Origin of the sequence: Ilyobacter polytropus DSM 2926 (genome assembly GCF_000165505.1) — a bacterium.
In the GTDB taxonomy this organism is placed as follows: domain Bacteria; phylum Fusobacteriota; class Fusobacteriia; order Fusobacteriales; family Fusobacteriaceae; genus Ilyobacter; species Ilyobacter polytropus.
In genome coordinates this window covers 338486-351988 of sequence record NC_014632.1, presented here as the reverse complement: position 1 = coordinate 351988, position 13503 = coordinate 338486, and the positions used below count along the sequence as shown (strand labels likewise).

Here is a 13503-nt window from a genome sequence, read left to right as displayed (position 1 = left end):
AATTACTTTATGAGCACTTCTTCAAAAACATAATAAAACTTTTAAAGTAAATTCCATGAATTCTGTAATAATTTTAGATTTTTTCATTAAAGATTATTTTAGACAAATTAATGAATCCATCATAATTATGATTAAGTGGTAATTTGAGTTATTTAATTTTCGTAAAAAATTATAAAAGGAGTTTGTTTTTTTAGATAGAATAATTATTCTGTAGGACAAAAATTAAGCCTAAATATTGGTGTTATGATGGTTTAGTAGACAGTTTAGCACTCAAAAATATATAATAAAAAATAAACATATTTAGGAGTGGCTATGATGGAAGAAAAAAGAAGATATGCAAGATTTTCAGAGGAGAAACAGAAGCAAATCGCTGAGCTTTCTTTCCTTAAAATAAAAACAAAGGTAGAGCTATCAAATGAATACGGTATTACCACTAATACTGTTGCTGCCTGGGAAAAGAAATACTTTGGAGGTCCTAAGAAGGACATGGAGTTAAGCGCTCAAGACAAAGAAATTATCAGGTTGAAAAATCTACTTAAGGAAAAAGAAGAGGATATAGAGATCTTAAAAAAGGCTACAGCCATATTCTCAAGGAAAAAAAGATAACTAAGAGGGAACTCTTTATCTTCGTTGAAATACACAGAAATGTTCATTCTATATCTCAGATATGTAGAGCCCTAGAAGTCTCTCGAAGTGGTTTTAATAAGTTTCAGAATAACAAAACTACTGAGAGAAAGAAAAAGGATCAAGGGATTCTAGATAGTATTCTAGAGGTCAGAAAGAACAGACATAAGAGGAGCTATGGAGCCCCTAGACTAAAGGTTGAGCTCAAAGATGAATATGGCATAATAACAAGCGAAAGACGAATAAATAGAATAATGAAAGAAAATGATATATCAGTTAATTCTACCAAGAAGTTTAAAACAGGAAATGAAAAGAGTAAAAGAGAAAATATCACAGGAAATATTGTAAAAAGAAAATTCAAAGTAGGTAGAAAAAATGAGGTCTGGGTTACAGATATCACATATATTTGGACAAGCGAAGGTTGGCTATATTTAAGCACAATTATGGATCTTTTTTCTAGAAGGATTATCGCCTACGATATAGGTAAGCGCATGACTAGTGAGTTAGTAATAGATACTTTAACAAGGTCATTTTTACTGGAGGAACCAGAGGAAGAACTGATAATTCATAGTGATCAAGGATCGCAATATTCGAGTAGGGAGTACTCTAACCTTGTAAAGAAGCTAGGATTAATCCAATCTATGAGTAGACGTGGGAACTGTTATGATAATGCAGTAATAGAATCCTTTCATGCTTCTTTGAAGAAAGAGATGATTTATGTAGAAGGTTTAGTAACTAAAAGGTATATGAAGGCAATGGTATTTGATTACATAGAATTTTATAATAAAGAGAGGAGACACAGTTTCTTAGGAAATGTCTCCCCTGTTGAGTTTGAAAAAATACAGAAAAAATTGGTGTTAGGTTGACTACTATATTGACAGAAGACCAATATTTCATTACATAAATAAGAAACATATATTTTTTTTAAGGAGGGTGATTAACAATGCTGAATAGGATATTGGTAGTGTTTGTCGAGGAAAAAGACGTCGAATATTTGACAAAGTACACAAAGATGATAAAAGAAAATTATCCTGAAGTGGATATTGTAGGAATGTTTATACACTCAGTTGTGGATAAAGATGAGTTCAAAGAATTCATGGCTGCTGATGATCTTTACAGACTTAAGATAAAAAACATCGACAAAGAATACCAAAGAATAACACAAGCTGAAAAAGAGCGTTCAGAAAGAATAGAAAAGACATTTCTATCTATAATTAAAGAGGCTAACTTTTACAACATGGTAGGAGATTCTTCTAAAATATTATTGGAAGAATTAAAGTTTTTCGACCTTGCAATACTTGCAAAATCAAATGAACTTACTCATGAAGAAAAAGTTTTGTTAAACACCCATCATAAACCTGTAATATTAGTACCTGAATTAGAAGACTATTCTTTAGAAAAAGTTATGCTCGCAGATGACCTAGAGATAAAATCAAACAAGGCACTCTTTAATTTCATGGAAATTTTTTCTAGTGTTACAGAATTTACAGCCATTACAGTTAGTGAGGACAAAACAAATGATGAAGAAGATTTGAATCTTTATATGAAAAAGGCTGAGAAAAATTTCAAAAGAGAGTTTTCCAGTGGAGAAGTTCATAAAATTATTTTAGAATATTCAAAGGACTATGATCTTATAATTATGGGAGACCTCAAACATTCTATAATGCTTGAAAAAACTATTAGAGAACCAGGGGTAAAGATAATTGAATCTGCAAAAAAACCTATTTTCATAGCTTAGCAAATCACAATAATTTAATATTACAAAAATAATATTGAGAAAACTATCATATTTTATTTCTTATAAGGTAAGGAGGGAAAAAATGATAACTTTTTTATTAGCTTTGGCAGCTTTAATCGGTGGTTATTTCATTTATGGGAAAATTGTTGAAAATATTTTTGGTATAAACGAAAACAGGCCTACACCTGCGGTAAGTCTTGCCGATGGTGTTGATTTTTGTGAAATCAGTTGGGGAAGAGCTTTCCTTATACAATTCCTCAATATAGCCGGCCTAGGTCCTATATTTGGAGCTGTTGCAGGGGCTTTATGGGGACCTGTAGCCTTTCTATGGATTGTGTTTGGATGCATCTTTGCAGGATCGGTTCATGACTACCTTGCTGGTATGCTTTCAGTTAGGCATAACGGATCAACAATAGCAGAAATTGTCGGTAAATATCTTGGAAATGGCCCTAAAAATTTTATGAGGGTTTTCTCAGTCGTGCTTTTAGTTCTTGTAGGTGTAGTTTTTGTAGTTGGTCCTGCTGGTATATTGACAAATATAGTTCCAAGTGTAGGTAAAATGACCTGGGTTGGAATTATAATTATTTATTATATTATAGCAACAATACTTCCCGTGGATAAGTTGATCTCCAAAATATATCCAATATTTGGACTGTCTCTTATTATAATGGGACTTGGAATTGGTTTAGGTCTTTTTATAAAAGGATATCAGATTCCAGAGTTGACTCTTCAAAATCTTAATCCTAAAGGAACTCCTTTTTATCCATTTCTTTTTATAACAATTGCCTGTGGTGCAATATCTGGATTCCACGCCACTCAGTCTCCACTTATGGCTCGGTGTTTAAAAAATGAAAAAGAAGGAAGAAGAGTATTTTTCGGATCTATGATAGCAGAAGGGGTTATTGCTCTTATTTGGGCAGCAGCAGCCATGACTTTTTTTGGTAGTACAGAAGGCCTTGCACAAGCAGGTGCCGCAGGTGTAGTTGTAAATACAATTTCCAACTCGATGCTTGGTAGAGTTGGTGGAGCCCTTGCTTTATTGGGAGTAGTTGCCTGTCCGATTACTTCTGGTGACACTGCATTTAGGAGTGCAAGACTCGCCATTGCAGATGCTACAAATCTTAAACAGGGTCCTATAAAAAATAGATTTTTAATAGCAATCCCTCTGTTTATAGTCGGAATTGCTCTTTGCTTCATGGATTTTGGAATAATATGGAGATACTTTGCTTGGTCTAATCAAACCCTTGCTACTATAGTCTTATGGGCTGGTGCAGTTTATCTTGCAAATAACCGTAAAAATTTCTGGATCGCTGCAATTCCAGGTACATTTATGACAGGTGTTGTTACAACATATATCATAATCGCTCCAGAGGGGTTACGAATGTCCACAGCCATAGGTTATCCTTTTGGTATTTTAGCTGCAATAAGTGCACTAATATTTTTCCTCAAAAAGAAAAAAAATCAATCTGCCTTAGACGTAGAAGAGATTCTTTAAACAAATATTAAAGAGGGTGAGCCACAAGTATTTTTTACACTTGGGTCACCCTCTTTTTTACCCTTTAAGAATCTATAAATTTTAAGAAATAAAGTACCGAGTTAAAATGAGACACGGCCTCATTTCTTGGAATATAGCTCTACATTATAAATAATTATCCAAACAGTGAAAGTAGTACACCTGCAGATACTGCAGATCCTATTACTCCTGCAACGTTTGGTCCCATTGCATGCATCAGTAGGAAGTTTGACGGATCAGCTTTCTGTCCCACTACCTGTGATACCCTTGCTGCCATTGGTACTGCAGATACTCCTGCAGATCCCAGTAATGGATTGATAGGGGTCTTGCTCATCTTATTCATAAGCTTAGCAAGAAGTACTCCTGATCCTGTTCCTATCCCAAAGGCAACTACTCCTAGTGCTAGGATAGCTAGAGTTTCTACTTTTAGGAAGGCTTCAGCTGTTGCTGTTGCTCCAACTGTTACACCTAGGAAGATTGTGATGATGTTGATAAGTGCATTTTTCGCTGTATCTTCTAGTCTTCCTACTACTCCACATTCTCTGAATAGGTTTCCAAGCATTAACATTCCGATTAGAGTTGCTGCTGGAGGTACTATTAGAGATACTATGATAGTAACTACGATAGGGAAGATTACCTTCTCTTTCTTTGTTACCATTCTTAGTTGAGACATCTTTATCTTTCTCTCTTTTTCACTTGTAAGAGCTGTCATGATAGGCGGCTGAATGATTGGTACAAGCGCCATATATGAATAAGCTGCTACAGCTATTGGTCCCATTAGGTGCGGAGCCAGTTTTGAAGAAAGGAAGATCGCAGTAGGTCCATCTGCTCCTCCGATAATTCCGATTGAAGCTGCTTCCTGAGCTGTAAACAGTCCAGAACCTATAGCTCCCAAGAAAGTAACGAAGATACCAAACTGAGCTGCCGCTCCAAGAAGAAGTGATTTAGGATTTGCAATTAACGGACCAAAGTCTGTCATCGCCCCTACACCCATAAAGATTAATGGAGGGAATATTCCCAAGTGATCTCCTTGGAATAAGTAATAAAGTAATCCTCCAGGCTCTGCTGTATGAACTACATACTGCACTGCTCCTGAAGCTGTTATATGCTCTTTTACTTCCATTAAAGGCTCTGCCATCATACCTGCAAATGGAAGGTTAGTAAGAAGCATTCCGAAAGAGATAGGAACCAATAATAGAGGCTCAAATCCTTTTACTATAGCAAGGTAAAGGAAAATACAGGCAACTATCATCATTAAGATGGAACCTATATTTATACCATAAAAACCTGTGCTTGTATAAAAATCCATTAAAGCTTGTAACATAACAATTGTCCCCCTCTAGATTTAAGATAATACTACTAGTATATCTCCTGCATTAACTGAAGCACCTTGCTGAACTTTTACTTCAGTAACTGTTCCGTCATGAGGAGCCATAATTTCATTTTCCATTTTCATTGCTTCTAATACTACTAAGATGTCACCTTTAGAAACTTTTGCTCCTGCGTGGCATCCTACATTAATTATTGTACCAGGCATAGGTGCAGTTACTGTGTTTACTCCTGCTCCTGCCCCTGCTGCAGTAGTTACTGGTTTTGGTGCCGCCGGTTTTGGTGCTGCTGGTTTAGGCGCTGCCGGAGCTGGTGCTGCTGCTCTTGGTGCTGGTGCTGCCGTTCCTGCTTTTACCTCTTGTACCCCTACTTCATATTCGTTTCCGTTAACAACAACTTTAAAAGTTTTCATTTTTATCCTCCTGTGAAATTTCTTATAAGATTATTAGATTAAAAGGTTTGCCTCTATCTTTTCTCTACGACTGTTTTCACTATCTTATCATTGGAAATACCCATTTTTGCAGCAACTGCAGCAGATATAGCAGCCATCAATTCTGGATCATTTACATCTGGCTTCAGCGGAGCTTTTGGGGTCTCTTCAGTAACCGCCGCTGGTTTTGGTTTTTCAGCCATTAATTTCGTCATCATTCCTATAAGAAATTGTATGAATATAAGTGCCGTAACTGTGATACCCATTCCTAGAATTACAGTCACACCCACTCCCATCATTTTATCTCCCATATCAAGGGTTTTAATGTTTTCCGGATTAGAAAACAACGTCATAAGTTCTGTAATATTCATTTTTTCCTCCCTTCTTTAAGATTATTTGTGTCCAACTACTTTTTTCAATAAATACATATATATTTTTTTCTTGAATAAATAAGGGAGCATAAGCTCCCTTATTTATTTATTTTTTTACCTGTTTTATAACATCTGTTACAGTTCCATCTCTATATTCTATAATTCCTACTACTTTATCCTCATATTGAACTCTTTCAGGGACTCCTGTCAGTTTTTCAACTTCAGATTTCAATTCCTCTATAGTCATCAAGTCTATTCCCGCTGCAGTAAACTTTTCTATAAGGTCCGTTCTCAGTGGATTTACACAAGTTCCTCTTTCAGTTACTAGCACATCTACTGTTTCTCCTGGAGTTACTATATTTGTTACTTTATCTAGTAAAATTGGTATTCTTTTTCTCATTGTCGGTGCCACACATACAGTCAGCTTTGCTCCTGCTGCTGTATCTGGAGCTCCTCCCTGTGCACCCATGATCATTCCTGTAGAACCAGTCATAGAGTTTAGGTTGAACTCTGTATCAATCTCTGTAGCAGAAAGGATCATCATGTCTAGCTGGTGAGCAGAGCATGATTTATTGTGAGGATTAGCATACATAGAAGCTGACATTTCTATGTGATTTGGATTCCTGTTAAATGAATCTGCCGCAGCTCCGTCAAAAGTCTGAGTATCAAGAAGGGCATTGAATAATCCAGCTTCAAGAAGTTCTACTAGGTAAGCTGTAACTCCTCCTGCTGCGAAAGATCCCTTTATTTCGTTTTCTTCCATGTATTCTCTTATAAATTTACAAACTGCAAGGGAAGCTCCTCCAGAACCAGCCTGAAAAGAGAATCCTTCTTTTACAAGTCCTGATGCAATAAGCACCTTCGCAGCATTTTCAGCTATCAAAAGGTCCATTGGATTTTTTGTTACTCTTGTGGCTCCTGTTGCTATCTTAGCAGGATCTCCTATAGATTCCACTTCTACTACATGATCTACAAGAGTCATAGGGATAGATACCTTTGCTAATGGAAAAGGCATAAGGTTATCTGTTATTGCTACTACTTTTTCAGCATACTCTGCATCTACCATAGGATATCCCATGGCACCAAAAGCAGATTTACCCTCTTTACCGTTCATGTTACCCATAGGATCACAAGATGGTGCCGCAATAAATGCTACGTCTATTTTTACCTCTCCAGCTTCGACAGCTCTTGCTCTTCCACCGTGAGTTCTGAAAACTACAGGCTTTCCAAGAATATTATTTGTAGCTACCTCTTTAGCTATTTTTCCTCTTAATCCTGATGTTTGAAGTCCAGTTATAACGCCATTTTTGATATGGTCTATTAATGGCTCATGAGCCGATGTAAGAGACGATGAACAAATTGTTATGTCCTTTATACCCATAGACGCAATCTCTTCTACAACCATATTTAATACATAGTCACCGTTTCTAAGATGGTGATGAAAAGAAATTGTCATTCCATCTTTTATTTCAACTTTTTCTAAAGCTTCTTTTAGGCTGCCCAATAATTTTAAATCTCCAGGTTTTGAAGAAGATTTTAATGGTGCATATTTTCTTCCAGATGCCTTTGTAGCAAATGGCCCAGCATATGGCTTAACTTCACCATAACCTTCAATAAAACTTGGCATCTCTCTACCCAATTTATTAACTAATGTCTTTAATTCCATCTTTTTATATCCCTCCTGAATTATTTGATTAGTCCTGCACCCTTAGCCAAAGAAACTATTCTTTCAGCTTTAGCGATTACCGGAATATCAACCATTTTCCCTTTTACTGTAATTACTCCACCATCTTGAATGTTTGCATCTGCTGCTGCTTTCAAGATTTCCACAGATTTTTCTACTTCTGCCATAGACGGAGTGAAAATATTGTGAACCTCTTTTACCTGTGAAGGGTGGATACATGACTTACCTGAAAATCCAAGATTTTTTGCTGATTCTACTTCTTTGATAAATCCTTCAGTATCTGACACATCTGCCCACACTGTATCAATAGCATCTACACCAGCTACTGCTGCAGCCATAACTACCTGTGATCTAGCATAAAAAAGTTCTGTGGCTGCTTTTGTTCTGTCTGTTCCTAGTGTTCTTGTAAAGTCCTCAGCTCCGAAAGAGATTGAAGTTATTCTGTCAGAAGACTGTGCTATAGCTAGAGCATTCATAACTCCTATTGGAGTTTCTAGAGATGCCTGTACTTTAACTGATCCAGGTTCTATTCCATGCTCTTTTTCTACTTCGTCTAATAATGCTGACAATTCTTCTATATGCTCTGGTTTTTCACACATAGGAAGTCTCATTCTTCTCATTCCTGCAGGTACAAGAGCTCTTATATCAAGTTCTCCAAATGGTGCCTTTTCACCTGTTGGTTTTCTTAGTGGGTTAGTTCTTACAAAAACTTCACACTGTCCATAATCTATACTTTTAAACGCTTCTACAAGAAGGTCTCTTGCTGCGTCTTTTTCGTCATATCTTACTGCATCTTCTAAGTCAAATAAAATACAGTCTGGTTTATAAATCGCAGTATTAAATAATAGTTTAGGGTTACTTGCAGGTGCAAAAAGCATCGTTCTTCTTAGTTTTTTCATTATTTTACACCTCCAGCAGCGGACATTGCTCTTCTTACCGCTGTTTTTGTTCTAGCTTTAATTATAAAATCTAACGCTCCAAAATCCTGTACTGTTACCTTTGCATTTTCTGCTTTCATCTCTGCAAGAGCCTCCATTACAGATTTCTCCATCAAGTTTCCAAACATTCCTTTTAACTTCGAAATTACCTCAACACTGATTCCTACGGTATTAAGATCAACTGTAACCAGTGCATCTGAAGCTTTTTCATTCCCGCAAATTCCAATCATTAATCTTCTCCTTTCAATATATGAGTTAATTATTAAATAACAAACTGTTTTATCTATCTTATACGTAAACTGTCATGATATATTCGTTCTCTTCCTCTAGCTCTTCAAATTTTTTCTTTAAAAATTCTTTTGCATTTTCTGGAAACAAAGCGTACATTAATACATCTTCGTCACTTTGAGCAAGCTCTCCTATCTCAGCTTTTAGCTTTTCAAATTCTGGGGCAATATCATCTGCCGGTCTATGAGTTATCGGTGTTTCATCTCCGATTATTTTCTCTTTTATCTCTTGGCTTATTGGTGCCGGAGACTGACCATATTTTCCTCTTACATAGTCTTTTATCTCTTTAGGAACAAATTTATATCTTTCTCCTACAAGTACATTGAATACTGCTTGTGTACCAACCATTTGTGAAAGAGGAGTTACTAGAGGCGGATATCCGAGATCTTTTCTTACTCTCGGTACCTCTTCAAGAACCTCTTCATATCTGTCAGATGCACCCTGTCCCTCTAATTGTGAAAGAAGGTTTGAAAGCATTCCACCTGGAACCTGATATGAAAGTGTCTTTGGCTCTACATCCATTACTTTTGGATTTAATATCCCTTCTGATCTGTACTTTTCTTTTATTGGCTTAAAGTAATCTGCAATTTCAGAAAGAAGTCCAAGATCTAATTCTGGATCTCGGTCGCTTCCCTTTAAAACATGTGCAAATACTTCTGTTGCAGGCTGTGCTGTACCTCCTGAAAAAGGTGATATACCTGTGTCTATTATATCTACTCCAGCCTCTATAGCCCTCATATAAAGCATCGACGCTATCCCACTTGTACAGTGAGTATGAAGCTCAATAGGAAGATCAGTTACTGATTTTATCTTTTTTATTAATTCATAGGCTACTTCTGGAAGTAATATTCCAGCCATATCCTTTATACAGATTGAGTGAGCACCTAATTTTTCAAGCTCTTTTACTTTTTCTACAAAGTAATCTACAGTATGAATCTCACTAGTTGTGTAAGCGATACATCCTTGACAGTGTCCGTTATATTTAATAATGGACTTGATTGCAGTTTCAAGGTTTCTGTAGTCGTTTAGTGCGTCAAAAACTCTTATAATGTCTATTCCATTTTTTAGTGATTTTTCTATAAACTTATCAACAACATCATCTGCATAATGTCTATAACCAAGAAGATTTTGACCACGGAGAAGCATCTGAAGTTTTGTGTTTTTAACTCTTTTTCTCATCTCTCTTAGTCTTTCCCAAGGATCTTCATTTAGAAATCTTATACAGGCATCAAATGTAGCTCCGCCCCAAACTTCTAGAGAATAATATCCAGCCTGATCCATCTTTTCTAAGATAGGAAGAATTTCCTCAGTTTTTAATCTCGTTGCTATAAGGGACTGATGTCCATCTCTTAAAGCAGTCTCAGTTATTTTTAATTTTTTCAAAAGAATCACCTCAATTTTATTTAAGAATACTGTATACAAAACTCACCATAAGAAATACTGTATACAGTATTTCCAACACATATCTTACATCCATATACTATCTTTGTCAACGCTTAATCCTAAATATTAAAGGATTTTAATAACTTGTTAAAGACTAAATTTGTTTTTCTATTGATAGCTATTTTAAAAATAAAAAACAGGCCAATACAAAGTTAAAATACTTCGCACTGGCCTGTTAGAGCTTAACTTAAGTTATCCCTAAAAATTACCAATTTAATATTAATTTTAAAAAACAGCCTCTAAAAAGCTACACAAACGCGTTCTTCTTAGACCTTTCTTGCACAATTATAACGCACCTACTTTAGTGTGTCAACATCTAATTTTTTTTAAAGATAGATATTTTGTACAAATTTATTCAGCCATTTTTAAAATCAACATATTAAATTAATTGTAATTTTTACGAAAAACTTTTTTATTCCTAAAGGTTTTATCAAATATAAATCTTAAATTCAATAGAACCTTTAACCTCTCTTAAACTTGGTCAATTTGCAAAGCCTCTGAAAAAAATATAAAATAACTTTTGTACTTTTTTAAAAAGTAGTATTCAGTGAAACCAGCCCAATAAAATAAGTTTAATTTCTCTCTCGGAAAAACCGAGAGAGAAATTTATAAAACTTTTACAAAAGACTTAAATCCACTCGTCTTCCCCTTCTCCTTGTACCTTTTCTAGAATTTCATCAGTTTTTTTTGAATCTGCAAGTTTCATTCTTTCTTCTAGATGATTACTTAGAGCCGCGGCAACAAAGTCTTCGATAGTTTCATTTAATTCTTTGCACACGTCTTGAATCTCTTCATATATTTTGTCTTCTATATTTATAGAAATATTTTTCATTTTAGCCTCCCCAATTTAATAATTAACAGATAAGAGTTACAATTTGATTAAACTTAAATTAGGCACTTGCAAGCTTTTTATTTTTCATAGCTTCTTTTATTAGAGGGAAAATAACCGATCCAACTGTTAAAGCTATTAAAGTTATAGCTAGAGGTGATCCTGTAAAGATACTTAGGCTACCATCAGATAGAACTATCGCTTGTCTGAATGATTGCTCCATAGTTCCTCCAACTATTACCCCAAGAATCATAGGTGCTGTAGGCACTTTTGCTTTTGACATGAACAGCCCCATAACACCGAATATAACCAGTAGGTAGAAGTCCATAGCACTGTTTCCTATAGCATAAGTTCCTATGAAGGCGAGCCCAAGAACTATTGGATATAAGATTTTTGGTGGTATAGCCAAAACTCTTACAAGTAATCCCGCTAGAGGTATATTAACTATAGCCAGAACTATATTACCAATAAACATACTTGCTATAAGACCCCAGGCGATATCTGGATGCTGAACAAATAGCATTGGTCCTGGTTGAAGTCCTAGCATAAGCAGAGCTCCCATCATTACCGCAGTTGTACCGGACCCAGGAATTCCAAGTGTTAGCATAGGGATTAGAGCTCCCACAGATGCAGCGTTGTTTGCCGCTTCTGGTGCTGCTAGTCCTACAATATTACCCTTACCAAAACTATCAGGATCTTTTGAAAGTTGTTTCTCATTGTTATACGACATAAGAGAAGCCATTGTTCCTCCTGCTCCAGGAAGAGCTCCTACGATAAAACCTAAAGGAGTACTTCTCAATATCGGCATAAGACATTCTTTCCAGTCCTCTTTGGTAAACCAGATTTTACCAAATTTCTTCTGCATATCCTTTTGACCTTCATTTATAGACTTAAAACTTTTAAACACTTCCCCAAGTGCATAGATACCTATAATAAGGATAAGGAAGTCTATTCCCTGCTGAAGTTCCATTATTCCAAAAGTAAATCTAGGAACACCAGACTGGGCATCAAGTCCAACAGTTGCTATGATAAGTCCGACAAACATAGATACAAATCCACCGATCATATTACCCTTAGACATAGAGGCTGTCATAGAAAGAGCAGCAACCATCAAAAGGAAATATTCTGCAGGTCCGAATTTCAACGCAAACATCGAAACCGGAGTAGCTACGAAAGTTATAAGAACAGCAGAGATAATTCCACCTATAAGAGACGCTACAGCTGACATAGCCAGAGCTGCCTCTGCACGTCCGTTCATAGCCATAGGATACCCGTCAAATGTAGCTGCAAGGGCAGCTCCATCACCTGGAGTATTTATAAGTATCGAACTTCTCGATCCACCAAACATCGCACCATAATATATCCCACACATTGTAATAAGAGCCGCCGTAGGTCCCATTGTAAATGTAAGGGGCAGTAAAACAGCAACCCCAGTTGCAGGTCCAAGTCCTGGAAGCATTCCAACTATAGTTCCTAAAGTTCCTCCGATTGTTACCCACAATAAGTTCATCGGTGTAGCAGCAACGGAAAAACCGTGCATCAAATTTTGTAATATCTCCATCATTTTAAAACTTCACCTCCGTTATATTTCCAAACCAGGTATTTTAGGAAGCGGTATAGCTAAAAGTGTCGAGAAAACAAAATAAACTGCAACACTAAAAATTATAGCCACTGCCAAATTCAACATCCATTTTTTCTTACCATTAATTGCGAACATTATTGCCCCTATAAACAGCGAGGTAGATATTACATAACCAGCATGTTCAAATATTGCCGCATAAACTATTCCAGCAACAGCTGTAATAGTTATAAGCTTGTTAGTTTTATTTTCAATTTCCTGTTTTTTAGGACTAATCTCTTCTTCTACTCCAGAAGCTTGCTCCTCTTTCCAATGTTTATATTCCTTTACAGTGTACAGAGCTCCCATTACAGTAAGCCCTATCCCTAATATAAGCGGAAAAACTTTAGGAGCAAAAGGATTTCCAACTGCAGCCTTCGGCATCATAAGAGCAACTACTGTGTATAAAAGCCCAAACACTGTGAAAGCCATTGTTGTTTTAACTTTGATATTCACTGTTCTTCACCTCACATTTTGTATTTATAATTTTCAATAAAGTTAAACAAAACCATATAAAAACAGTCATCTTCATAATTTAACTCAGTCTGTTAACTTGAAACCCTAAAAAAAAACTCTAAAAATTTTGATACCTTTATTTTTTTTCATTGATTTATAAATTATTTCCATCAAGATAGCAACCTGAGTTCAGTTATAAATCTTTGAAAAAATTACATCAAGTCAACCATTTAAACTGGCTT

14 protein-coding genes are annotated in these 13503 nt (G+C 35.8%); 4 read left to right on the top strand and 10 right to left on the bottom strand.

Going from position 1 to position 13503, the window contains the following annotated elements; translation table 11 throughout:
• Positions 1-312 precede the first annotated feature (312 nt).
• From ILYOP_RS01620 to ILYOP_RS01605, 4 genes are all read left to right on the top strand, one after another.
• Positions 313-606: a transposase gene (locus ILYOP_RS01620; protein ID WP_083789061.1), complete on the top strand. Its 294-nt coding sequence runs from the start codon at positions 313-315 to the stop codon at positions 604-606.
• Complete coding sequence (locus tag ILYOP_RS01615) at positions 585-1490, top strand: IS3 family transposase (RefSeq protein ID WP_148223647.1); 906 nt, start codon at positions 585-587, stop codon at positions 1488-1490. Before ILYOP_RS01620 ends, ILYOP_RS01615 begins: the two co-directional genes overlap by 22 nt.
• Positions 1491-1567: 77 nt before the next feature.
• Positions 1568-2362, top strand: a complete 795-nt coding sequence (locus ILYOP_RS01610) for a hypothetical protein (protein WP_013386762.1) — start codon at positions 1568-1570, stop codon at positions 2360-2362.
• An 82-nt stretch (positions 2363-2444) separates the two neighbouring features.
• Positions 2445-3857 carry a carbon starvation CstA family protein gene (locus ILYOP_RS01605; protein ID WP_013386761.1) on the top strand — a complete coding sequence of 471 codons (1413 nt, stop codon included), beginning with the start codon at positions 2445-2447 and terminating at the stop codon, positions 3855-3857.
• Positions 3858-4011: 154 nt separating this feature from the next.
• On the opposite strand, the gene ILYOP_RS01600 is transcribed toward ILYOP_RS01605, so the two are convergent.
• The 10 genes from ILYOP_RS01600 to ILYOP_RS01555 form a co-directional block, all read right to left on the bottom strand.
• Complete coding sequence (locus tag ILYOP_RS01600; protein ID WP_425364868.1) at positions 4012-5205, bottom strand: sodium ion-translocating decarboxylase subunit beta; 1194 nt, start codon at positions 5203-5205, stop codon at positions 4012-4014.
• 15 nt (positions 5206-5220) lie between these two features.
• Positions 5221-5616, bottom strand: coding sequence for a biotin/lipoyl-containing protein (locus tag ILYOP_RS01595; RefSeq protein WP_013386759.1), 396 nt, complete (start codon positions 5614-5616; stop codon positions 5221-5223).
• Positions 5617-5669: 53 nt separating this feature from the next.
• Complete coding sequence (locus tag ILYOP_RS01590; RefSeq protein WP_013386758.1) at positions 5670-6005, bottom strand: OadG family protein; 336 nt, start codon at positions 6003-6005, stop codon at positions 5670-5672.
• Between the two features lie 106 nt (positions 6006-6111).
• Positions 6112-7671: a citrate lyase subunit alpha gene (citF, locus tag ILYOP_RS01585; RefSeq protein ID WP_013386757.1), complete on the bottom strand. Its 1560-nt coding sequence runs from the start codon at positions 7669-7671 to the stop codon at positions 6112-6114.
• A gap of 20 nt (positions 7672-7691) precedes the next feature.
• The gene (locus ILYOP_RS01580; protein WP_013386756.1) at positions 7692-8588 is read right to left on the bottom strand and encodes an HpcH/HpaI aldolase/citrate lyase family protein; all 897 of its coding nucleotides are present in this window, start codon (positions 8586-8588) and stop codon (positions 7692-7694) included.
• Complete coding sequence (citD, locus tag ILYOP_RS01575) at positions 8588-8857, bottom strand: citrate lyase acyl carrier protein (protein WP_013386755.1); 270 nt, start codon at positions 8855-8857, stop codon at positions 8588-8590. The genes ILYOP_RS01580 and citD overlap by 1 nt, the downstream gene beginning before the upstream one ends.
• Before the next feature lie 58 nt (positions 8858-8915).
• A complete protein-coding gene (locus ILYOP_RS01570; protein ID WP_013386754.1) occupies positions 8916-10298 on the bottom strand; it encodes an oxaloacetate decarboxylase subunit alpha in 1383 nt (460 codons plus the stop codon).
• A gap of 688 nt (positions 10299-10986) precedes the next feature.
• Positions 10987-11190 (bottom strand): hypothetical protein, encoded by a 204-nt coding sequence (locus ILYOP_RS01565; protein ID WP_013386753.1) that lies wholly within the window; start codon positions 11188-11190, stop codon positions 10987-10989.
• A 58-nt stretch (positions 11191-11248) separates the two neighbouring features.
• Positions 11249-12751, bottom strand: coding sequence for a tripartite tricarboxylate transporter permease (locus ILYOP_RS01560; RefSeq protein ID WP_013386752.1), 1503 nt, complete (start codon positions 12749-12751; stop codon positions 11249-11251).
• An 18-nt stretch (positions 12752-12769) separates the two neighbouring features.
• Positions 12770-13261, bottom strand: coding sequence for a tripartite tricarboxylate transporter TctB family protein (locus ILYOP_RS01555; protein ID WP_013386751.1), 492 nt, complete (start codon positions 13259-13261; stop codon positions 12770-12772).
• Positions 13262-13503: the final 242 nt, after the last annotated feature.

What these genes read in the sequence shown, in the direction of transcription:
- ILYOP_RS01560 (WP_013386752.1), bottom strand. Translation starts at nt 12,751, where the DNA reads ATGATGGAGATATTACAAAATTTGATGCACGGTTTTTCCGTTGCTGCT.
- ILYOP_RS01590 (WP_013386758.1), bottom strand. Translation starts at nt 6,005, where the DNA reads ATGAATATTACAGAACTTATGACGTTGTTTTCTAATCCGGAAAACATT.
- ILYOP_RS01595 (WP_013386759.1), bottom strand. Translation starts at nt 5,616, where the DNA reads ATGAAAACTTTTAAAGTTGTTGTTAACGGAAACGAATATGAAGTAGGG.
- citD (WP_013386755.1), bottom strand. Translation starts at nt 8,857, where the DNA reads ATGATTGGAATTTGCGGGAATGAAAAAGCTTCAGATGCACTGGTTACA.
- ILYOP_RS01565 (WP_013386753.1), bottom strand. Translation starts at nt 11,190, where the DNA reads ATGAAAAATATTTCTATAAATATAGAAGACAAAATATATGAAGAGATT.
- citF (WP_013386757.1), bottom strand. Translation starts at nt 7,671, where the DNA reads ATGGAATTAAAGACATTAGTTAATAAATTGGGTAGAGAGATGCCAAGT.
- ILYOP_RS01605 (WP_013386761.1), top strand. Translation starts at nt 2,445, where the DNA reads ATGATAACTTTTTTATTAGCTTTGGCAGCTTTAATCGGTGGTTATTTC.
- ILYOP_RS01580 (WP_013386756.1), bottom strand. Translation starts at nt 8,588, where the DNA reads ATGAAAAAACTAAGAAGAACGATGCTTTTTGCACCTGCAAGTAACCCT.
- ILYOP_RS01610 (WP_013386762.1), top strand. Translation starts at nt 1,568, where the DNA reads ATGCTGAATAGGATATTGGTAGTGTTTGTCGAGGAAAAAGACGTCGAA.
- ILYOP_RS01620 (WP_083789061.1), top strand. Translation starts at nt 313, where the DNA reads ATGATGGAAGAAAAAAGAAGATATGCAAGATTTTCAGAGGAGAAACAG.